This is a genomic window from Parasphingorhabdus pacifica, from assembly GCF_054779195.1.
The window spans coordinates 180,125-200,206 of record NZ_BAAGYS010000011.1; the positions used below are offsets into that span (position 1 = coordinate 180,125).

General features: G+C 66.5%; 22 protein-coding genes and 1 pseudogene. All 23 read left to right on the forward strand.

The features are described 5' to 3' along the window. Positions 1 to 160: 160 nt before the first annotated feature. The 23 genes and pseudogenes from ACYVAN_RS17780 to rplF all read left to right on the forward strand — a co-directional run bounded on the left by ACYVAN_RS17780 (position 161) and on the right by rplF (position 20,082). Complete coding sequence (locus ACYVAN_RS17780) at positions 161 to 1,300, forward strand: ADP-ribosylglycohydrolase family protein (protein ID WP_460961022.1); 1,140 nt, start codon at positions 161 to 163, stop codon at positions 1,298 to 1,300. 22 nt (positions 1,301 to 1,322) lie between these two features. Then, on the forward strand, positions 1,323 to 6,125 hold the full coding sequence (locus ACYVAN_RS17785; protein WP_460961024.1) for an ADP-ribosylglycohydrolase family protein: 4,803 nt from the start codon (positions 1,323 to 1,325) through the stop codon (positions 6,123 to 6,125). 694 nt (positions 6,126 to 6,819) lie between these two features. Further along, positions 6,820 to 7,194 carry a 30S ribosomal protein S12 gene (rpsL, locus tag ACYVAN_RS17790; protein ID WP_460961026.1) on the forward strand — a complete coding sequence of 125 codons (375 nt, stop codon included), beginning with the start codon at positions 6,820 to 6,822 and terminating at the stop codon, positions 7,192 to 7,194. Then, positions 7,194 to 7,664, forward strand: coding sequence for a 30S ribosomal protein S7 (gene rpsG / locus ACYVAN_RS17795; RefSeq protein WP_460961028.1), 471 nt, complete (start codon positions 7,194 to 7,196; stop codon positions 7,662 to 7,664). Before rpsL ends, rpsG begins: the two co-directional genes overlap by 1 nt. Positions 7,665 to 7,741: 77 nt before the next feature. After that, the gene (gene fusA / locus ACYVAN_RS17800; protein ID WP_460961030.1) at positions 7,742 to 9,844 is read left to right on the forward strand and encodes an elongation factor G; all 2,103 of its coding nucleotides are present in this window, start codon (positions 7,742 to 7,744) and stop codon (positions 9,842 to 9,844) included. A gap of 157 nt (positions 9,845 to 10,001) precedes the next feature. Then, positions 10,002 to 11,195 carry an elongation factor Tu gene (gene tuf, locus ACYVAN_RS17805; RefSeq protein WP_460961032.1) on the forward strand — a complete coding sequence of 398 codons (1,194 nt, stop codon included), beginning with the start codon at positions 10,002 to 10,004 and terminating at the stop codon, positions 11,193 to 11,195. A 557-nt stretch (positions 11,196 to 11,752) separates the two neighbouring features. Beyond that, a complete protein-coding gene (gene rpsJ / locus ACYVAN_RS17810; protein WP_009948626.1) occupies positions 11,753 to 12,058 on the forward strand; it encodes a 30S ribosomal protein S10 in 306 nt (101 codons plus the stop codon). Between the two features lie 65 nt (positions 12,059 to 12,123). After that, entirely contained in the window at positions 12,124 to 12,774 is a 651-nt protein-coding gene (rplC, locus tag ACYVAN_RS17815) for a 50S ribosomal protein L3 (RefSeq protein ID WP_460961034.1), read from the forward strand. After that, on the forward strand, positions 12,774 to 13,472 hold the full coding sequence (gene rplD / locus ACYVAN_RS17820) for a 50S ribosomal protein L4 (protein ID WP_460961036.1): 699 nt from the start codon (positions 12,774 to 12,776) through the stop codon (positions 13,470 to 13,472). The genes rplC and rplD overlap by 1 nt, the downstream gene beginning before the upstream one ends. Further along, the gene (rplW, locus tag ACYVAN_RS17825) at positions 13,469 to 13,768 is read left to right on the forward strand and encodes a 50S ribosomal protein L23 (protein ID WP_460961038.1); all 300 of its coding nucleotides are present in this window, start codon (positions 13,469 to 13,471) and stop codon (positions 13,766 to 13,768) included. The genes rplD and rplW overlap by 4 nt, the downstream gene beginning before the upstream one ends. 32 nt (positions 13,769 to 13,800) lie before the next feature. After that, positions 13,801 to 14,634 carry a 50S ribosomal protein L2 gene (rplB, locus tag ACYVAN_RS17830; RefSeq protein ID WP_460961040.1) on the forward strand — a complete coding sequence of 278 codons (834 nt, stop codon included), beginning with the start codon at positions 13,801 to 13,803 and terminating at the stop codon, positions 14,632 to 14,634. Between the two features lie 18 nt (positions 14,635 to 14,652). Beyond that, positions 14,653 to 14,934, forward strand: coding sequence for a 30S ribosomal protein S19 (rpsS, locus tag ACYVAN_RS17835; RefSeq protein ID WP_460961042.1), 282 nt, complete (start codon positions 14,653 to 14,655; stop codon positions 14,932 to 14,934). A 40-nt stretch (positions 14,935 to 14,974) separates the two neighbouring features. Continuing rightward, positions 14,975 to 15,397, forward strand: coding sequence for a 50S ribosomal protein L22 (gene rplV, locus ACYVAN_RS17840; protein WP_460961044.1), 423 nt, complete (start codon positions 14,975 to 14,977; stop codon positions 15,395 to 15,397). Next, a pseudogene (gene rpsC, locus ACYVAN_RS17845) lies at positions 15,397 to 16,068 on the forward strand (30S ribosomal protein S3); the annotation flags it as partial. The gene rplV and the pseudogene rpsC, both read left to right, overlap by 1 nt. 258 nt (positions 16,069 to 16,326) lie before the next feature. After that, positions 16,327 to 16,746, forward strand: a complete 420-nt coding sequence (rplP, locus tag ACYVAN_RS17850) for a 50S ribosomal protein L16 (RefSeq protein WP_460961046.1) — start codon at positions 16,327 to 16,329, stop codon at positions 16,744 to 16,746. Continuing rightward, positions 16,746 to 16,988, forward strand: a complete 243-nt coding sequence (gene rpmC / locus ACYVAN_RS17855) for a 50S ribosomal protein L29 (RefSeq protein ID WP_460961048.1) — start codon at positions 16,746 to 16,748, stop codon at positions 16,986 to 16,988. The genes rplP and rpmC overlap by 1 nt, the downstream gene beginning before the upstream one ends. Beyond that, complete coding sequence (gene rpsQ / locus ACYVAN_RS17860) at positions 16,985 to 17,263, forward strand: 30S ribosomal protein S17 (RefSeq protein ID WP_460961049.1); 279 nt, start codon at positions 16,985 to 16,987, stop codon at positions 17,261 to 17,263. Before rpmC ends, rpsQ begins: the two co-directional genes overlap by 4 nt. A gap of 145 nt (positions 17,264 to 17,408) precedes the next feature. After that, positions 17,409 to 17,777, forward strand: coding sequence for a 50S ribosomal protein L14 (rplN, locus tag ACYVAN_RS17865; RefSeq protein ID WP_460961051.1), 369 nt, complete (start codon positions 17,409 to 17,411; stop codon positions 17,775 to 17,777). After that, a complete protein-coding gene (rplX, locus tag ACYVAN_RS17870) occupies positions 17,777 to 18,091 on the forward strand; it encodes a 50S ribosomal protein L24 (RefSeq protein ID WP_460961053.1) in 315 nt (104 codons plus the stop codon). The genes rplN and rplX overlap by 1 nt, the downstream gene beginning before the upstream one ends. Positions 18,092 to 18,093: 2 nt before the next feature. Then, the gene (gene rplE, locus ACYVAN_RS17875; RefSeq protein ID WP_460961055.1) at positions 18,094 to 18,657 is read left to right on the forward strand and encodes a 50S ribosomal protein L5; all 564 of its coding nucleotides are present in this window, start codon (positions 18,094 to 18,096) and stop codon (positions 18,655 to 18,657) included. Between the two features lie 42 nt (positions 18,658 to 18,699). Next, positions 18,700 to 18,885: a type Z 30S ribosomal protein S14 gene (locus ACYVAN_RS17880; RefSeq protein ID WP_460961057.1), complete on the forward strand. Its 186-nt coding sequence runs from the start codon at positions 18,700 to 18,702 to the stop codon at positions 18,883 to 18,885. A gap of 249 nt (positions 18,886 to 19,134) precedes the next feature. Next, positions 19,135 to 19,527, forward strand: a complete 393-nt coding sequence (gene rpsH / locus ACYVAN_RS17885; RefSeq protein ID WP_460961059.1) for a 30S ribosomal protein S8 — start codon at positions 19,135 to 19,137, stop codon at positions 19,525 to 19,527. Between the two features lie 15 nt (positions 19,528 to 19,542). Then, positions 19,543 to 20,082, forward strand: coding sequence for a 50S ribosomal protein L6 (gene rplF, locus ACYVAN_RS17890; protein WP_460961061.1), 540 nt, complete (start codon positions 19,543 to 19,545; stop codon positions 20,080 to 20,082).

Consider the following 20,082-nt stretch of genomic DNA (forward strand, 5'->3'; position numbering starts at 1 on the left):
AACGCTCGGCCTCGTGGCGACAGGCTCAAGATCAGACGGAGCTCGGCGGTGCTCGACATCGCGGCCGACGGAAGTGTGATCCGACTCTCCGGCGTCCACGCGACTTGTCATCGGATGGTGATGGTGGGATGGAAACGAGCGGGGTTGTGGAGGGGGGACCTTGAACGCACGGCCGACACCGAACACGGATCAGCCGCGGCAACCGGCAGTGTCGGACCCGCACGAGCGGTTCACCGGATGCCTGCTGGCGGGAGCGGTCGGCGACGCTCTCGGCTATGCGGTCGAGTTCCAGCCGATCGACATGATCCGCAGCACCCACGGGCCGGACGGAGTGACCGGACCCGTTCTCCGGGGCGGACTCGCGCAGGTTTCGGACGACACGCAGATGATGCTGTTCACTGCCGAGGGACTCATCCGGGCGCACTCGGCGCGGCGGAAGCACGCGGAGGACGGCGACCCGATCCGCGAGGTGCAGCACGCCTACCAGCGCTGGTTTCACACCCAGAACCAGACGTGGCCCAGAGTGGCCGGGCCGTTCGCGCCGCTCGCGCCGGAGCCGGACGGCTGGTTGATCGGGGAACCCGCGTTGCTCGCCGTGCGCGCGCCCGGAAACACCTGCATGAACGCGTGCGAGAACTTCGCCCGCACCCACGAGCACGCGACCATCGAGCACCCGATCAACGACTCCAAGGGATGTGGCGGCGTCATGCGGGCCGCTCCGGTTGCGGCGTGGTCGCACGATCCGGCGGTGGTCTTCCGGCTCGCGTCCCGCGCGGCGGCGCTGACTCACAGTCACCCGAGCGGGTATTTGTCGGCAGGTGTTCTCGCGGTTCTCGTGCACCAGCTCGTCCGCGGTGCGACCCCGACCGAGAGCGTGCGGACCGGCCGGGAAATCCTGCTGCGGTGGCCCGGTCACGAGGAACAGCTGACCGTCCTCGACAGTGCGGTTGACCTGGCACGAAAGGGGCCGGTGTCCCCGGAGGAACTGGCCGGCCCGCTCGGCGCGGGCTGGGTCGGGGAGGAAGCGCTCGCCATCGGGCTCTACGCGGTGTTGGCCACCGATAACCTTCGTGAGGCGCTGCTGCTGTCGGTGAACCACTCCGGGGACTCCGACTCGACAGGCATTGTGTGCGGCAACATCGCGGGGGCACTTTACGGGCTGCGGGCCGTTCCTCCGGAGTGGAGCGATGTGCTCGAACTGCGCGACGTCGTCGAAACGATCGGACGGGACGTGCTGGCCGAGTTCAGTCCGGCCCCGCCCACCGACGCATCGTGGACGCAGCGTTACCCCGCATGGTGACCCCCCGACAGGAGAAATGGCGATGACCGAAGACGCATCCTGGTTCGCGGGCAATCGCGCGCAACCCAGCAGACGGACCCCGACCTGGTCCGATCGCTTCCACGGCGCGATGCTGGGCGGTGCCATCGGTGACGCGCTGGGTGCGGGTGTCCGAACCCGGACGTCCTGGGAGCTGCAGCACTGGTTCGGCAGGCAGGGAGTCGTCGATTACCTGCCCGTCTTCGGCCGCAGAGGTGCGGTCACGGATCTCACGCAGCTCACCGCCTTCACCCTGGAAGCGTTGTTGCGGGCCAAGGCGGTCAACGGTGACGCCACCGAGTCGCTGCCGACGCAGGTGGTGCGCACCAACCACCTCCGATGGTTGTTCACCCAGGGAGTGCCCTGGGAATTCGCGATGTCCGGCTACCTGCAGACCCATCCCGAACCCAGTGGCTGGCTGCTGGAGCGAGCGGAACTGTTCTCCACCAGGAATCCGGCCGGACACGCCCTTTCCAGCCTTGGTCAACTCGCGCAGCAGCCGCCCATGAACGAACCGGGATTCGGTGGCACACCCCGGAAGGGCTTCGCCGACTGCATCGTGCTGGCTGCTCCGACGATGGTCTGGAGCATGTCCGAGAAGCTCGTTCTCGCGGCGGGTGCCGACATCGCGAAGATCTTCACCGACGACCGGAACGTGCAAGGTGCGGCAGGTGTGCACGCCGACGTGCTGTCCCAGCTGATCCAGGGCGATGTCGGTTTGTGGGACGCGGTGTCCACGGCGACCACCCGTCTGGGGGCTTCGCAGCCCGGCGGCAATCCCGCGGTCGCGGTCCAGCGCGCCGTGCACGCCGCGATGTTCGCGACGCGCGACGGCAGGCGCCCGACGCCGATGGAACTGGACACCGAGTTCGACACCGAGCAGGCGCCGGGGGAACTCGGAGTCGCTCTCGCGGCGGTCGCCTCGACCCGCAATTTCGTCGACGCGGTGCTCACCGCCGTGAACCAGTCCGCCGACAGCAGCGTGACCGCTGCGTTGGCAGGTCAGCTGGCGGGTGCCGTGTACGGGCCGGACGCGATTCCCCGGCAGTGGCTGCAGGAACTCGAACTGCTCGAAATCTTCGAAACGTTGTGCGCGGACGCTGCGGAGGCGTTCGCGCCACCGCCACCGCCACCGCCGATACCGCGCTGGGCCCAGCGGTACGTGAGCGATGCGCCCCGGACGTTGCCGGGCCCCTTGGAACTCGGGGGTGTCGAGGCGGCTGATGCCAGTGTGGACGGTCGCGCCAGTGGTCCGGAACGTCGAGCTCCGGCGCCGGAAAGCGCCGAGATGACGATGATCATCGACCCCGGTGCGATCGATCCGGGTTTCCCCTCGGACGATGTCGGTTCCGGAGAACGGCATGCCGGGGCGATGCCGGACACCGGTCACGCGGTCGACGGCGAGAATGACGCGTGGGTGTCCGGCGAGGCCCCATCCGGTTCGGCCCCATCCGGTTCGGCCCCATCCGGTTCGGCCCCATCCGGTTCGGCCCCATCCGGTTCGGGCGCTGGCGGGTTTCCCGGTCGGTTCTCGGAGCAGCGGACCGAGCGTGTCACCAAGCCGTTCCGGAACGAGCGGGAGAGCCATGGTGACCGGTCGTTCGATCCGGTGTCCGAAGCGGATGCCTTCTCCGGAACCGGTTCGCGCGTCACGTCCGATTCGTTCGGTGACCGGACCACTTCGTCGGAGTTTCCCGACTTCGCCGTACCGCCCCCCTACATGGAGTCCGCGGGATTCGCCGACGTCCAGGGCCGCACCGGGACGGTCGGGTTCGAGGGGACGGACACCGCCACCGACCCGGCGGGATTCGGCCGGCCGGACGTGTTCGACGACCTCGGACCTGCCTCCGACGGGGCGGGCGAAACGGAGCAGGATTCGTTCACGGTTTCGGACTTCTTCGCCGACACCCCGCCGCCCGAAGAGCGCTCCGTCGACGAGTCGGACGCAGCCTTCCCCACCGCGTCCGATGCCGCGGAAACGGACTCGACCCATCCTCCCGACGACCAGGATCCTGTTGCGGAGGAGGTTCGTGCAGCGGACGAGGTGGACGTGGTGGCGACGTCCGTGCCTTCGGGTCTCGACCCGTTGCTCTCCGGTAACGCGGCCACCGCGCCCGGTGGAGGTGTCCGGCTTCCGGAACCCGATTCGGCGGGAGTTGCTGATGCGGATTCCGCCGACCACGCGCGTTGGCTGACCGATGTTCACGCCGGGGCCGGAGCAGCCGACGGGGTCGAAGCCGCCGGGGTCGAAGCCGACGGGGCGGAAGCGGACGGAGCCCATCCGACCGAAGCGGCGAAGGACCGCGAGGAGCAGGGGCGTCGGGGTCGGGCGGAGCCGGATGTACCGGCCACCGACCTCGCGGCTGTACCGGAGTCGACGGTGCTCAGCGACTCGGTTGAAGCCGACTCGGTTGAAGCCGACTCGGTTGAAGCCGAGTCGGTTGAAGCCGAGTCGGTTGGCGCCGAATCCGCTGGTGTTGCCGAGCAGGTGTCCGAGGCTGCCGTTGCTGTCGACCTTGCCGAACCGGTCGACGTTGCCGAATCCACTGACGTGACGCCACCGGCGGGCGTCGAGGCAGCTGCCGGGGCACGGACACCCGATGTCGGTGAGCACCAACGGGCAGCGGAGGTGGCCGACGCGACGGAGGCCACGCCTGCAGCGGAGGGGGCGACATCGGTGGAAGCGGCTCCGTCCCAGGCGGAACCCACTGACCGGGGTGCCGACACGGGCGAACACGCCGTCCCGGCCACGGACGAATCCACGGACACCGCAGCGGATGTTCCGCCCTACCACCGAGTCAGGCTCGAACCCGCACCGCTGACCAACGCCAAATCGGCGTCCTCAGGTGGCCACGCGAAGATCGAAGGGTCGGACTACATCGCTCCGTCGCTGACCGAGCGAGTGCTCGGATGCTTCCTCGGCGGTGCGCTCGGGGACGCGCTCGGTGCCGACCTCGAACTCACCAGCGCCGAGAAGATCACCGAACTGTTCGGGGCGGACGGCCCGCGAGGCCTGCGCCAGGCATACGGGGTGCGGGGCGCGATCACCGACGATACGCAGCTGACCCTGTTCACCGCGGAAGGCCTGATCCGGGGCAGCGTGGCCCGGCGAACGTTGGACATCGACGGTCCCATGCCCGAGATTCAGCTCGCCTACCAGCGCTGGTTGCACACCCAGGGAACCGCGTGGGAATCCGCTTCCGGCATCTATTCCGAGGACTGCCCGAAGCCGGACGGCTGGCTGGTCGGGGTGTCCGGCCTGTTCGCGAGCCGTGCTCCGAGTGACGCCGTGCTCGCCGCGCTGGCCCGGTTCTCGAACGAAGGACAGGCAGGAACGTTCGCGGAGCCGATCAACGACTCCAAGGGGTGCGGTGGGGTCGTGCGGACAGCTCCGACCGCGTTGTACTCCCCGGACCCACCGGTCGCTTTCGACCTCGCGGCGCGTACCGCGGCCCTCACCCACGGCCATCCCGACGGATACCTGTCGGCGGGGGCGCTGGCCGTGATCGTCCAGCAGGCGCTGCTCGGGCAGACGCTGGACGACGGAGTCTGGCTCGCGCTGCAGGTGCTGGAAACCTGGCAGGGGCACGAGGCGACCTCGGCGTTGCTGACGAAGGCGGTGGAGCTGGCTTCCGACGGGGTACCCACCCCTCAGCAGATCGAAGAGACCCTCGGCGGTGGTTGGTCCGGCGACGAAGCTCTGGCCATCGCGGTGTGTGCCGCGCTGGCAGGTGGCGACGACGTCGAACACGCCCTGAGCGTGGCGGTCCATCACTCCGGTAACAGTGATTCGACGGGTGCGATCTGCGGCAACATCGTCGGAGCCCTGCTCGGTGTCGCCGCGCTGCCGGTCGAGTGGCTCGTCGATCTGGAACTGCGCGAGGTCGTCGAGCAGATGGCACTGGACTGCGTGGCTCAGTTCGGCGGTGACGACTTCACCGCGAACCCGGTCGAGCAGCCCGAAGGAGCGGCCCCCGACCCGATCGTGGATCCCGACTGGAGCGAGCGGTACCCCGTTCGGGCGCTGACCCCGTTGGCGGGACCGGAACCCGCGGCGGCCGACGCCCAGGACGATGGTTCCGTCGAATCCGAAGCCGTTGCACCTTCCGAGCCGGTCGTTCCGGACGAGCCGGTCGTTCCGGACGAGCCGGTCGTCCAGGAGGAATCCGCCGGGGGAGGGAAGCCTGCTGGTCAGCCGGACCCCCATTCCCAGCCGGACCCCCATTCCCAGCCGGACCCCGGGCAACCCGGCCGCGGACCGTCCGAGGTCGTGCGTCCCGGCGGGGAGTCCGAGCAGACGACTGAGATCAGGATGACGGTCGGCCACGGCACGCTCCCGCGTCGCCCCGCCGAAGAGGGCGAGTCACCGACACGTCTGATGAGTGCCGTATCCGAGGGTGCTCCGGGCCCGGAGTCCTCGGCGGGAGCCGAATCGGCCGAACGCACTGCGTCCCCGGGGGGTGTCGTGGATCCGGTGGCGGGCGCGACCGGAGGAACAGCCGAGGAGCAGGAGACGGCTGGGTCAGGGACGGTTGCGGAGCCCGTGGTCTCGGGGGAACCCGCGGTCGGCGATGCCGGAACCGGATCCGGGGCAGCCAGGGTTCCCGACGAGACGGGAGACGCGGGGGCAGCCACCCCGTCCGGTGCGGATGAACAAGCTGACCGGACCGCGTCGGAACAGGCCACGAAGACCGGCGGGATCGACGCGGAAGCGCTCAAGCAGCACTGGGTACCTGCCGCGGAGTTCCCCGCGCCGAAGCCCGCGCCCCGGCGGATCAACGGGGTGGCCCCAGGACGAGACGGCTGAGCCGGTGTGTCCGCCGGGTGTCGGTTCGGGGCCGACGCCCGGCTGGTCGCGTGTATCCGGATGCGTGCCCAAGGCGCCTTCCGATGTCGGGAGACACTGGGTAGGCTGTGGCGCGACGCCGAGCGCTGGCCGTGCGATCTCCCACACCGGATGGCCTCGCCCCGGATGACCTCACACCGGATGACCTCACACCCGATGGCACACCGGACACTCCGATCGCCGCGACAGGTGCGCCGCCAGCGGGTGACGACCCGGCGAGCGGCGTTCGACGAGGCGGCCCCGCCGGGGACGTAACGGGTGGCGTGGCAGGTCATGGGCCCCCCGTTTTGACCCCCTGCGAACGGGCCGGGTATCTTTATATATCGGACCCGACACCGATCGGGTCGATCCGCATGCCTGTGCGTGACAGTGACTGTGAGCGGCGCCGCGTTTGGCTCGTTCCATGGCCGCTACTGCGGACGCGGGAGATGCGGAACTCCTCCTGAATGCCCACCGGGGTCACACTCGCTGGGTCGCCATCAGCGCCGCAAGGCCGAGGAGCGGGCGACACGCCCGACCTCGTGGTGCGGGGGAGTCCTAAGTACACAGTGCCTACCGGTGCTCGATGCCAAGGGCACAGTGGCCAATCGAGCTCGATCGAGCGCACTGCTTGGACGAGTACCAGAAGACGCGAACGCTGACAGAAAGCCGGTCCATGCCCACCATCCAGCAGCTGGTCCGTAAGGGCCGCCAGGACAAGGTCACGAAGACCAAGACCGCGGCGCTCAAGGGGAGCCCGCAGCGGCGTGGCGTGTGCACCCGCGTGTACACCACCACCCCCAAGAAGCCCAACTCGGCCCTGCGTAAGGTCGCCCGTGTCAAGCTCACCAGCGGCATGGAGATCACGGCCTACATCCCGGGTGAGGGGCACAACCTGCAGGAGCACTCGATCGTGCTCGTTCGCGGTGGCCGTGTGAAGGACCTCCCGGGCGTGCGCTACAAGATCATCCGCGGTTCGGCCGACACGCAGGGCGTGAAGAACCGCAAGCAGGCTCGCAGCCGGTACGGCGCGAAGAAGGAGAAGAGCTGATGCCCCGCAAGGGTCCGGCCCCGAAGCGGCCGTTGCACGCCGATCCCGTGTACAGCTCGCCGCTGGTTACCCAGCTGGTGAACAAGGTGCTGGTGGACGGCAAGCGCTCGCTGGCCGAGCGCATCGTTTACGAAGCGCTCGAAGGCTGCCGTGAGAAGACCGGTACCGACCCGGTGGTCACGCTCAAGCGTGCGCTCGACAACGTGAAGCCCACCCTTGAGGTCCGCAGCCGCCGTGTCGGTGGCGCGACCTACCAGGTTCCGATCGAGGTCCGGGCGGGGCGTTCCACGACGTTGGCCCTGCGCTGGCTGGTCCGTTTCTCGCGGCAGCGCCGGGAGAAGACGATGGTTGAGCGGATGATGAACGAGCTGCTCGACGCGAGCAACGGTCTTGGTGCGAGCGTGAAGAAGCGCGAAGACACGCACAAGATGGCGGAGTCCAACAAGGCCTTCGCGCACTACCGCTGGTGAAGTCGGGTCGGCTCCTGCCCGCCTCGGCTCACCGGTTCGCCAGCTTGTATCTGCTGTAGGAACAGGGGAAGAAACTCGTGGCACGCGACGTGCTGACAGACCTGACCAAGGTCCGCAACATCGGCATCATGGCCCACATCGATGCGGGCAAGACCACCGCGACCGAACGGATCCTGTTCTACACCGGGATCAACCACAAGCTCGGCGAGACGCACGACGGCGCGTCGACGATGGACTGGATGGAAGAGGAGCAGAAGCGGGGTATCACGATCACCTCGGCTGCCACCACCACGTTCTGGGAAGACAACCAGATCAACATCATCGACACGCCTGGCCACGTCGACTTCACCGTCGAGGTGGAGCGCTCGCTGCGTGTTCTCGACGGTGCCGTCGCCGTGTTCGACGGCAAGGAAGGTGTCGAGCCGCAGTCCGAGCAGGTCTGGCGGCAGGCGGACAAGTACGAGGTTCCGCGCATCTGCTTCGTCAACAAGATGGACAAGCTGGGTGCGGACTTCTACTTCACGCTCAAGACGATCCGGGAACGGCTCAATGCCCGTCCGATCGTCCTGCAGCTGCCGATCGGTGCCGAGTCCGACTTCGAGGGCGTCGTCGACCTCGTCAGCATGAAGGCGCTGACCTGGCGCGGTGACGTGAAGAAGGGCGAGAAGTACGAGGTCGAGGACATCCCGGCCGACCTCGTGGAGACCGCCGAGAAGTACCGCCACGAGCTCGTCGAAACCGTCGCGGAGAGCGATGAAGAGCTGATGGAGGCCTACTTCGGTGGCGAGGAACTCACCACCGAGCAGATCAAGGCCGGCATCCGGAAGCTCACCGTCGCTCGCGACGCGTTCCCGGTGCTCTGCGGCAGTGCCTTCAAGAACAAGGGTGTCCAGCCGATGCTGGACGCGGTCGTCGACTTCCTGCCGTCGCCGCTGGACGTCCCGCCGGTGCAGGGCTTCCTGACCGATGGCGAGACGCCCGCCGAGCGCAAGCCGAGCACGAAGGAACCGTTCTCGGCGCTGGTCTCGAAGGTTGCGGTGCACCCGTTCTTCGGCAAGCTCACCTACATCCGGGTCTACTCCGGCAAGGTGGCGCAGGCTGCGCAGATCATGAACTCGACGCGCGAGCGCAAGGAACGCATCGGGAAGCTCTTCCAGATGCACTCCAACAAGGAGAACCCGGTCGATGAGGCCCAGGCGGGTCACATCTACGCCGTGGTGGGCCTGAAGGACACCACGACGGGTGACACCCTGTGCGACCCGGCGAACCCGATCGTTCTCGAGTCCATGAGCTTCCCGGAGCCGGTCATCAAGGTGGCCATCGAGCCCAAGACGAAGGCCGACCAGGAGAAGCTCTCGACGGCGATCCAGAAGCTCGCCGAAGAGGACCCGACCTTCCGAGTCCATCAGGATGACGAAACCGGTCAGACCATCATCGAGGGCATGGGCGAGCTCCACCTCGAGGTCCTGGTCAACCGGATGAAGACCGACTTCAAGGTCGAGGCGAACATCGGTAAGCCACAGGTGGCCTACCGTGAGACGATTCGCAAGACGATCGAGAAGTACGAGTACACGCACAAGAAGCAGACCGGTGGTTCTGGTCAGTTCGCTCGGGTGATCGTCGCGCTGGAGCCGATCGAGCAGACCGCTGAGAGTGCGGCGTACGAGTTCCAGAACAAGGTCACTGGTGGTCGTGTCCCGCGCGAGTACATTCCGTCGGTCGACGAGGGTGCGCAGGACGCCATGCAGTACGGCGTGCTGGCCGGCTACCCGTTGGTCGGCATCAAGATGACCTTGTTGGACGGCCAGTACCACGAGGTCGACTCCTCGGAAATGGCCTTCAAGGTCGCCGGTTCGATCGCGATGAAGGAAGCCGCCGCCAAGGCGTCTCCGGCACTGCTCGAGCCGGTCATGGCGGTCGAGGTGACGACACCCGAGGAATACATGGGTGAGGTCATCGGTGACCTGAACTCCCGCCGTGGGCAGATCCAGTCCATGGAGGAGCGACACGGCACTCGCGTTGTGAAATCGCATGTGCCGCTGTCCGAGATGTTCGGATATATCGGCGATCTTCGGTCGAAGACGCAGGGTCGCGCGAACTACTCGATGCAGTTCGACTCCTACGCTGAGGTTCCCGCGAACGTGGCGAAGGAGATCATCGCGAAGGCTACGGGCGAGTAATTCCCTGTAGTTCGGCGGAATGGGGCCGACTCCGTCATGGATCCGGCCCCGACCACCAAACCCGACAGTGCGCCGCCTGGCACTAATTCTTCGCGTGAGCAACGCGGGGACTGCTAGTCGTACGGCGGAAAGAGAACAAGTCCAGGAGGACAAACCAGTGGCGAAGGCGAAGTTCGAGAGGGACAAGCCGCACGTCAACATCGGGACCATCGGTCACGTTGACCACGGCAAGACCACGCTTACCGCGGCCATCACCAAGGTGTTGCACGAGAAGCACCCGGAGCTGAACCCCTTCACGCCGTTCGACGAGATCGACAAGGCGCCGGAGGAGAAGCAGCGCGGTATCACGATCCAGATCGCGCACGTCGAGTACCAGACCGAGGCGCGCCACTACGCGCACGTCGACGCCCCCGGTCACGCCGACTACGTGAAGAACATGATCACCGGTGCCGCTCAGATGGACGGTGCGATCCTCGTGGTCGCCGCCACTGACGGCCCGATGCCGCAGACGCGTGAGCACGTTCTGCTCGCCCGCCAGGTCGGCGTGCCCTACATCCTCGTCGCGCTGAACAAGGCCGACATGGTCGACGACGAGGAAATCATGGAGCTCGTCGAGATGGAGGTGCGCGAGCTGCTCAGCGGCGAAGAGTACCCCGGCGACGACGCCCCCGTGGTCCGCGTCTCCGCGCTGAAGGCGCTGGAAGGCGAGGAAGAGTGGGCGCAGAAGATCATGGACCTGCTCAACGCGGTCGATGAGAACGTGCCGGACCCGGCCCGCGCGACCGACCAGCCGTTCCTGATGCCGGTCGAGGACGTCTTCTCGATCACCGGCCGTGGCACGGTCGTGACCGGTCGTATCGAGCGCGGCGTGATCAAGGTCAACGAAGAGGTCGAGCTCGTCGGCATCAAGGAGAAGGCGACCAAGACCACGGTCACCGGTGTCGAGATGTTCCGCAAGCTGCTCGACGAGGGCCAGGCCGGTGACAACGTCGGTCTGCTCGTGCGCGGCATCAAGCGTGAGGACGTCGAGCGCGGCCAGGTCGTCGTGAAGCCGGGCACCACCACTCCGCACACGGAGTTCGAGTGCCAGGTCTTCATCCGGTCGAAGGAGGACGGTGGCCGTCACACCCCGTTCTTCAACAACTACCGGCCGCAGTTCTACTTCCGCACCACGGACGTGACCGGTGTTGTGACCCTCCCCGAGGGCACCGAGATGGTCATGCCGGGTGACAACGTGGAGATGTCGGTTCAGCTCATCCAGCCGATCGCGATGGAGGACGGCCTCCGCTTCGCGATTCGTGAGGGTGGCCGGACCGTCGGCGCGGGTCGCGTCACGAAGATCATCAAGTGATTTGAGCGAGGGCCTGCCTTCCCGCGGGAGGGCAGGCCCTCGGCGGTTGAGCCCCCTGGTGGGGCTTGACCACCCCCCATTTGGGCTGGCATACGGCGTGTGTCATGCTAGGCGGGTTGCTCGTTGGGGAGCGGCGGTAAGGGAAAGTCGCGGTCCAAGGCTTCGGCCTAAGGATTCGGCCTTCCGGACCGGCCGCTCCACCATGAGAACTCCGCTCGATCCCACTCGGATCAGTACCGGTCAACGGGACTGGGCGCTTGGCCGGATTGTTGTCCGGCGCGCCGACCGAGCGGGCGTGAGAACTTGAGTGTAAGGACCGAGAGGTCCGTCCTTCCGGCGATGTTCGGAGGGGCCGGTGTGCGACGTGAAGGCGACACGCCCGACCGCGTGTACCGGGCACCAAATAGCTGAACAGGGGCGGACCGCGGGCTGTGGCTCCCGAGAGGGGGTCTCACCGGCCCAGGCCGCGTCGAGCGCCCAAGCCCATTGGGAGCGCCAAGTGCAACCGCACCGCGCTAGTTACTAGCGGCACGAGACTAGAGGAACGGCAAGCCACTATGGCGGGACAGAAGATCCGCATCCGGCTCAAGGCCTACGACCACGAGGCGATCGACGCGTCCGCGCGCAAGATCGTCGAGACCGTGACGCGCACCGGCGCTCGGGTCGTCGGGCCGGTGCCGCTGCCCACTGAGAAGAACGTCTACTGCGTCATCCGCTCCCCGCACAAGTACAAGGACTCGCGGGAGCACTTCGAGATGCGGACGCACAAGCGCCTCATCGACATTCTCGAACCGACGCCGAAGACGGTGGACGCGCTCATGCGCATCGACCTGCCAGCCAGCGTCGACGTGAACATCCAATAAGGGCCGGCAGGCGACGGACGACCTGCTTGCGCAGGGTCGACCATATTGCGGAGAGAACGAGACTGATGTCTGACAGGCAGATCAAGGGGCTTCTGGGCACCAAGCTCGGCATGACCCAGGTCTTCGACGAGAACAACCGGGTAGTTCCGGTTACCGTCGTGCAGGCCGGGCCGAACGTGGTCACCCAGATCCGAACCCCCGACAAGGACGGCTACTCGGCCGTGCAACTGGCGTTCGGCGCCATCGACCCGCGCAAGGTGAACAAGCCGCGGAGCGGCCACTTCGCCAAAGCTGGTGTCACCCCGCGCCGTCACGTCGTAGAGCTGCGCACCGGCGATGCCGTCGAGTACGAGGTTGGCCAGGAGATCACCGCCGAGCTGTTCGAAGCCGGCACGGTGATCGACGTGGTCGGAACGAGCAAGGGTAAGGGCTTCGCCGGCACGATCAAGCGGCACAACTTCGCCAGGCAGGGTGCCAGTCACGGTACCCAGGCCGTGCACCGCAAGCCGGGTTCGATCGGTGGCTGCGCCACGCCGGGTCGAGTCTTCAAGGGCATGCGGATGTCCGGTCGCATGGGCACCGAACGCGTCACGACCCAGAACCTGAAGGTTCACCGGGTCGAGGGCGAGTCCGGGCTGCTGTTGATCAAGGGCGCCGTCCCTGGCCCGAAGGGCGGACTGGTGCTGGTCAAGAGTCCTGCGAAGGGTGGTGCGTGATGAGCGCGAAGCTCGACGTCCGTACCCCGGACGGTAAGACCGACGGCAGTGTCGAGCTGCCCGGCGAGATCTTCGACGTGCAGGCCAACGTCGCGTTGATGCACCAGGTCGTGGTGGCCCAGCTGGCCGCAGCGCGCCAGGGCACTCACTCGACGAAGACCCGCGCCGAGGTCTCCGGCGGTAGCAAGAAGCCGTACCGGCAGAAGGGGACCGGTAACGCGCGGCAGGGTTCGATCCGTGCCCCGCAGTTCGCCGGCGGTGGGACCGTCCACGGTCCGACCCCGCGGGACTACACCCAGCGGACCCCCAAGAAAATGAAGGCAGCGGCGCTTCGCGGTGCCCTCTCGGACCGCGCTCGCGCGGATCAGCTGCACGTGGTCACCGGTCTGGTCGACGGCCCCAAGCCGTCAACCAAGCAGGCCAAGTCCGCGCTGAGCTCGATCACCGAGGCCAAGCGGGTTCTCGTCGTGCTGAACCGCACGGATGAGAACACCTGGCTGAGCTTGCGGAACCTGCCGAACGTGCACCTGATCGATCCCGGTCAGCTGAACACGTACGACGTGCTCGTCAATGACGACATCGTGTTCACGAAGGAAGCGTTCGAGCGTTTCGTCGCCGGCCCGGCCAAGGGCCGTACGGTAAAGGCGTCCGCGTCTTCCGCAGAGGCTTCTCGCAAGGCTGAGGAGGCAGACCAGTGATCCCCGATCCGCGAGACATCATCGTCGCGCCGGTGATCTCCGAGAAAAGCTACGCGCTGCTCGAAGAGAACCAGTACACGTTCCTGGTCCGTCCCGGCTCGAACAAGACCGAGATCAAGATCGCGGTCGAGAAGATCTTCGACGTGCGGGTCTCGGACGTGAACACGATCAACCGCAAGGGCAAGCGTAAGCGCACCCGGACCGGGTACGGCAAGCGCAAGGACACCAAGCGGGCGATCGTCACGCTGTCCGCTGACAGCAAGCCGATCGAGATCTTCGGCGGGCCGGCAGCCTGACCGGCGCCGATTAAGACGAGGTTGCGTTAGAGATGGCCATTCGCAAGTACAAGCCCACGACGCCGGGCCGTCGCGGTTCCAGCGTGGCCGACTTCGCCGAGATCACACGGTCGGAGCCGGAGAAGTCGCTGGTGCGTCCGCTGCACGGTCGCGGTGGTCGCAATGCGCGCGGCAAAATCACAACGCGGCACAAGGGTGGCGGTCACAAGCGGGCTTACCGCGTGATCGACTTCCGCCGCAACGACAAAGACGGTGTGCCTGCCAAGGTCGCGCACATCGAGTACGACCCCAACCGCAGCGCACGGATCGCACTGCTGCACTACGCCGACGGCGAGAAGCGCTACATCATCGCGCCGAGCAGCATCAAGCAGGGCGACAAGGTGGAGAGCGGTGCACGGGCTGACATCAAGCCCGGCAACAACCTCCCGCTGCGCAACATCCCCACCGGCACCGTGGTGCACGCGATCGAGCTCCGCCCCGGCGGTGGTGCCAAGATCGCGCGCTCGGCAGGTGCTCGGGTTCAGCTGGTGGCCAAGGACGGCCCGTACGCCCAGCTGCGGATGCCTTCGGGCGAGATCCGCAACGTGGACGTCCGCTGCCGCGCCACGGTCGGCGAGGTCGGTAACTCCGAGCACGCCAACATCAGCTGGGGCAAGGCCGGCCGGATGCGGTGGAAGGGCAAGCGCCCGACCGTCCGCGGTGTCGTGATGAACCCGGTCGACCACCCGCACGGTGGTGGTGAGGGCAAGACCTCCGGTGGTCGCCACCCGGTCAACCCGAAGGGTATGCCGGAAGGGCGCACGCGCCGCAACAAGCCCAGTGACAAGCTCATCGTCCGCCGCCGGCGCACCGGCAAGAAGCGCTGAGCAGGGAGGTAGAACAACATGCCACGCAGCCTGAAGAAGGGCCCGTTCGTGGACGACCACCTGCTCAAGAAGGTGGACGCGCTGAACGAGTCGGGCAAGAAGAACGTGATCAAGACCTGGTCCCGCCGGTCGACGATCATTCCGGACATGCTCGGGCACACATTGGCGGTGCACGACGGCCGCAAGCACGTCCCGGTGTTTGTCAGTGAGTCCATGGTCGGGCACAAGTTGGGCGAATTCGCCCCCACCCGCACCTTTAAGGGCCACGTCAAGGACGACCGCAAGTCGCGCCGCCGCTGAGCGGGTCTGTGACACGAACGAGTAAGCAAGGGGTAGCAGGATGAACGCCCGTTCGGACGTTACTGACGCGGAGGCAACACCGCGTGCAGTGGCGCGGGCCCGCTTCGTCCGCGTGACGCCAATGAAGGCGCGTCGCGTGGTCGAGCTCATCAAGGGCCGTAGCGCCAGCGAAGCCCTGGCCGTGCTCCAGTTCGCGCCGCAGGCCGCAAGCGGTCCGGTGTCGAAGGTGCTCGCCAGTGCAGTCGCCAATGCGGAGAACAACCTCTCCCTCGATCCCGACACGCTGTTCGTCAACGCAGCGTTCGTGGACGAGGGGCCGACGCTGAAGCGTTTCCAGCCGCGTGCCCAGGGCCGTGCGTACCGGATCCGCAAGCGGACCAGCCACATCACGGTCGAGGTGGAGTCCCGCCAGCCCAAGACGGCCGGTAAGTCGCGAAAGAGCCAGAAGGGGAGTGCCCGGTAGTGGGTCAGAAGATCAACCCGCACGGCTTCCGACTCGGCATCACCACGGACTGGAAGTCCCGCTGGTACGCCGACAAGCAGTACTCGGAATACGTCGCGGAGGACGTCAAGATCCGCCGTCGGCTCTCTCGCGGTATGGAGCGCGCCGGTATCTCCAAGGTGGAGATCGAGCGCACCCGCGAGCGGGTCCGGGTGGACATTCACACCGCTCGGCCGGGCATCGTCATCGGCCGTCGGGGTGCCGAGGCGGACCGCATCCGCGGTTCGCTGGAGAAGCTGACCGGCAAGCAGGTCCAGCTCAACATTCTCGAGGTCAAGAACTCCGAGGCCGACGCTCAGCTCGTCGCCCAGGGGATCGCCGAGCAGCTGTCCAACCGGGTTTCCTTCCGGCGGGCGATGCGCAAGGGCATCCAGTCGGCCATGCGTTCGCCGCAGGTCAAGGGCATCCGGGTGCAGTGCGGCGGTCGTCTCGGCGGTGCCGAGATGTCCCGTTCGGAGTTCTACCGTGAGGGCCGGGTTCCGCTGCACACGCTGCGTGCGGACATCGACTACGGCTTCTTCGAGGCCCGCACCACGTTCGGACGCATCGGCGTCAAGGTGTGGATCTACAAGGGTGAGCTCGTCGGTGGCCTGAAGCAGAAGCAGCAGGAGTCCGAGGTCCGTGCACCGCGTGGCGGTGGCGGCGGTGGCGAGCGCGGCGGCGAACGCGGCGAGCGCGGTGGCCGTTCGGAGCGCGGCGGTCGTCGTCGTTCCGGCGCATCGGGCACCACTGCCGCGGGCACCGAGGCTGGTCGTGCGGCCGCGGACAAGTCCGGCAAGGCTGGTTCGGCGGAGAGCCCGGAGCAGGCGCAGACCGCGGGCGACGCGGCCTCCGCGAACGCTCCGGCTGTCAGCGAGCCTCGTGCCGATGAGAAGCAGGAGGGCTGAGACGTGCTCGTCCCACGCAGGGTGAAGTGGCGCAAGAGCCACGCGCCGAAGCGTAAGGGCTTCGCCAAGGGTGGCACCCAGATCAACTTCGGCGAGTACGGCATTCAGGCGATCGAGCACGGCTATGTGACCAACCGGCAGATCGAGTCGGCACGTATCGCCATCACCCGGCACGTCAAGCGTGGCGGCAAGGTGTGGATCAACATCTTCCCGGACCGCCCGCTGACCAAGAAGCCGGCCGAGACCCGAATGGGTTCCGGTAAGGGTTCGCCCGAGTACTGGGTCGCCAACGTCAAGCCGGGCCGCGTCATGTTCGAGTTGAACTACCCGAACAGGAAGATCGCGGTCGAGGCACTGACTCGCGCGGCGCACAAGCTCCCGATGAAGTGCAAGATCGTGTCCCGCGAGGGTGGTGACTTCTGATGGCAGCGGGTGTCACCGCTTCAGAGCTCCGCGAGCTGAACAACGAGGAGCTCGTGGCGCGGTTGAAGGAGTCGAAGGAAGAGCTGTTCAACCTTCGGTTCCAGATGGCGACGGGGCAGTTGGAGAACAACCGCCGGTTGCGCGTGGTTCGCAGGGACATCGCTCGGATCTACACCATCATGCGCGAGCGTGAGCTGGGCCTGACGGTGTCTCCTGAGGGAGCCGAGGAGGGCGCGGCATGAGCCAGAACGAAGGACAAGGCGTGACCCGTAACTACCGCAAGGTCCGTGAGGGCTACGTCGTCTCGGACAAGATGGACAAGACGATCGTGGTCTCCCTCGAGGACCGCAAGAAGCACGCCCTCTACGGCAAGGTGCTGCGGCAGACCAACAAGGTCAAGGCGCACGACGAGAGCAACAACGCCGGTATCGGCGACCGGGTGCTCCTGATGGAGACCCGTCCGCTGTCGGCCAGCAAGCGTTGGCGCCTCGTCGAGGTCGTGGAGAAGGCCAAGTAAGCAGGTTCGCGGACCGACCGGTCGCCGCGTGGCGGCCGGTCGGCTCGGGCGAGCCGTGAAATGACCGCGTACGTCAGGTCGGAAATTTGGCGTGCCAGAGTGTGTTCGCACAGACCGTGCGAGTACTTAGGGTCAGGAGTTAGACGTGATCCAGCAGGAGTCGCGACTGCGTGTCGCCGACAACACTGGGGCCAAGCAGATCCTCACTATTCGGGTTCTCGGCGGCTCCGGGCGGCGGTACGCGGGCATCGGTGACGTCATCACGGCGACCGTGAAGGAAGCCATGCCCGGTGCCGGCATCAAGAAGGGCGATGTGGTCAAGGCCGTCATCGTCCGGCAGAAGAAGGAAAGGCGTCGACCGGACGGTTCCTACATCCGGTTCGACGAGAACGCCGCGGTGCTGATCAAGCCGACTGGCGAACCGCGTGGTACCCGGATCTTCGGACCCGTCGGCCGCGAGCTGCGTGACAAGAAGTACATGAAGATCATTTCGCTCGCGCCGGAGGTGTTGTGATGAAGGTGAAGAAGGGCGACACGGTCGTCGTCATCGCCGGCAAGGACAAGGGCGCCAGGGGCAAGGTCATTCAGGCATTCCCCCAGCGTGAGCGTGTCCTCGTCGAGGGCGTGAACCGCATCAAGAAGCACACGAAGGTCTCCCGGACCGAGCGCGGCGCGCAGTCCGGCGGAATCGTTACGCAGGAAGCACCGATCCACGTGAGCAACGTGATGGTGGTGGACTCGGACGGGCAGCCCACCCGTGTCGGCTACCGCTTCGGTGAAGACGGCAAGAAGGTTCGTGTTTCTCGCCGCAACGGTAAGGACGTCTGATCATGACCACTACTGAGAAGATCGTCCCCCGGCTGAAGACCCGCTACCGCGAAGAGATCCGCTCGGCGCTCCACGAGGAGTTCAACTACTCCAACCCGATGTTGGTGCCGGGTGTGGTCAAGGTCGTGGTCAACATGGGTGTTGGCGACGCCGCCCGGGACAGCAAGATCATCGAGGGCGCGGTTCGCGACCTCACCACCATCACCGGTCAGCGGCCCGAGGTTCGTCGGGCCCGCAAGTCCATCGCGCAGTTCAAGCTGCGCGAGGGCATGCCGATCGGTGCCCGCGTGACACTCCGCGGTGACCGCATGTGGGAGTTCGTGGACCGTCTGGTCACCATCGCCCTCCCGCGCATCCGCGACTTCCGGGGCCTCTCGCCGAAGCAGTTCGACGGGAACGGCAACTACACCTTCGGCCTCAACGAGCAGTCGATGTTCCACGAGATCGACCCGGACGCGATCGACCGTCCGCGCGGAATGGACATCACCGTCGTTACAACGGCCACCACCGATGACGAGGGCCGCGCCCTGCTTCGTGGGCTCGGCTTCCCCTTCAAGGAGAAGTGATCGTGGCCGTCGCTGAGGATCGAAACAAGGAGAACTGAGCCGATGGCCAAGAAGGCGCTGATCAACAAGGCCGCCAAGAAGCCGAAGTTCCGGGTTCGGGGCTACACCCGCTGCCAGCGTTGCGGGCGTCCTCGTTCGGTGTTCCGCAAGTTCGGGCTGTGCCGGATCTGCTTCCGCGACATGGCGCACGCGGGTGAACTCCCCGGCGTGAGCAAGTCTTCCTGGTGACGTCCCGCCTGATGAGGGCTTCCCGGTGACGGGTACCCTCATCAGGCGTTACCGGGGCCTTCGCCCGCGCTCCGCGCACGTTTCGCGTACTCGCGCGAACAGAGACGTCCTGTCGTTCGTCGACAGGCATTGACTCCGACTTCGTCTAGGCCAGGGTCCAGACCCGGGTGGTTCTCGCCGGCGGCGTGCACCACCGGCGTCCGGACCCGTCGGAACCGGACGAGAAAGGTTGATTAGGTCACCATGACGATGACCGATCCCATCGCAGATATGCTGACGCGTCTGCGTAACGGTAATTCGGCATACCACGACGAGATCGTGATGCCGCACTCCAAGCTCAAGGCGAACATCGCCGACATCCTCAAGCGCGAGGGTTACGTCGCCGGTTCTCGCACGGAGCAGGGCGAGAAGGGCCAGAACCTGGTCGTCGAGCTCAAGTACGGCCCGAACCGCGAGCGGAGCATCGCCGGCCTCCGGCGAGTCTCCAAGCCGGGTCTGCGGGTGTACGCCAAGTCCACCAACCTCCCGAAGGTTCTGGGCGGACTCGGCGTCGCGATCATTTCGACATCCGGCGGTCTCATGACCGACCGGCAGGCCATCAAATCCGGCGTGGGCGGGGAAGTTCTCGCCTACGTCTGGTGAGAGAGGAGGAACGGCATGTCGCGCATCGGTAAGCTGCCGATCACCGTGCCCTCCGGCGTCGAGGTTGCGATCGACGGCCAGGCGGTATCGGTAAAGGGGCCGAAGGGCTCGCTGGAAGAGCGCATCGCGGAGCCGATCACGGTTGAGCGCGATGACGACGGCTCGATCGTGGTTCGACGTCCGGACGACGAGCGGACGAGCCGCTCGCTGCACGGGCTGTCCCGCAGTCTTGTGAACAACATGGTCCTCGGCGTCAGCCAGGGCTACCAGAAGGACCTGGAAATCCACGGTGTGGGTTACCGCGTGCAGCTCAAGGGAGCGAACCTCGAGTTCGCCCTGGGCTACAGCCACCCGGTCGTGGTCGAGCCCCCGCAGGGGATCGAGTTCGCGATCGACGGTCCGAACAAGTTGTCGGTCAAGGGCATCGACAAGCAGCTGGTCGGTGAGACCGCTGCGAGGATCCGCAAGTTGCGCCGCCCCGACCCGTACAAGGGCAAGGGTGTTCGCTACGCGGGTGAGAACATCCGCCGCAAGGTCGGAAAGACGGGTAAGTGA

What these genes read in the sequence shown, in the direction of transcription:
- ACYVAN_RS17785 (WP_460961024.1), top strand. Translation starts at nt 1,323, where the DNA reads ATGACCGAAGACGCATCCTGGTTCGCGGGCAATCGCGCGCAACCCAGC.
- rpsL (WP_460961026.1), top strand. Translation starts at nt 6,820, where the DNA reads ATGCCCACCATCCAGCAGCTGGTCCGTAAGGGCCGCCAGGACAAGGTC.
- rpsG (WP_460961028.1), top strand. Translation starts at nt 7,194, where the DNA reads ATGCCCCGCAAGGGTCCGGCCCCGAAGCGGCCGTTGCACGCCGATCCC.
- rpsJ (WP_009948626.1), top strand. Translation starts at nt 11,753, where the DNA reads ATGGCGGGACAGAAGATCCGCATCCGGCTCAAGGCCTACGACCACGAG.
- rplC (WP_460961034.1), top strand. Translation starts at nt 12,124, where the DNA reads ATGTCTGACAGGCAGATCAAGGGGCTTCTGGGCACCAAGCTCGGCATG.
- rplD (WP_460961036.1), top strand. Translation starts at nt 12,774, where the DNA reads ATGAGCGCGAAGCTCGACGTCCGTACCCCGGACGGTAAGACCGACGGC.
- rplB (WP_460961040.1), top strand. Translation starts at nt 13,801, where the DNA reads ATGGCCATTCGCAAGTACAAGCCCACGACGCCGGGCCGTCGCGGTTCC.
- rpsS (WP_460961042.1), top strand. Translation starts at nt 14,653, where the DNA reads ATGCCACGCAGCCTGAAGAAGGGCCCGTTCGTGGACGACCACCTGCTC.
- rplV (WP_460961044.1), top strand. Translation starts at nt 14,975, where the DNA reads ATGAACGCCCGTTCGGACGTTACTGACGCGGAGGCAACACCGCGTGCA.
- rpmC (WP_460961048.1), top strand. Translation starts at nt 16,746, where the DNA reads ATGGCAGCGGGTGTCACCGCTTCAGAGCTCCGCGAGCTGAACAACGAG.
- rpsQ (WP_460961049.1), top strand. Translation starts at nt 16,985, where the DNA reads ATGAGCCAGAACGAAGGACAAGGCGTGACCCGTAACTACCGCAAGGTC.
- rplX (WP_460961053.1), top strand. Translation starts at nt 17,777, where the DNA reads ATGAAGGTGAAGAAGGGCGACACGGTCGTCGTCATCGCCGGCAAGGAC.
- rplE (WP_460961055.1), top strand. Translation starts at nt 18,094, where the DNA reads ATGACCACTACTGAGAAGATCGTCCCCCGGCTGAAGACCCGCTACCGC.
- ACYVAN_RS17880 (WP_460961057.1), top strand. Translation starts at nt 18,700, where the DNA reads ATGGCCAAGAAGGCGCTGATCAACAAGGCCGCCAAGAAGCCGAAGTTC.
- rpsH (WP_460961059.1), top strand. Translation starts at nt 19,135, where the DNA reads ATGACCGATCCCATCGCAGATATGCTGACGCGTCTGCGTAACGGTAAT.
- rplF (WP_460961061.1), top strand. Translation starts at nt 19,543, where the DNA reads ATGTCGCGCATCGGTAAGCTGCCGATCACCGTGCCCTCCGGCGTCGAG.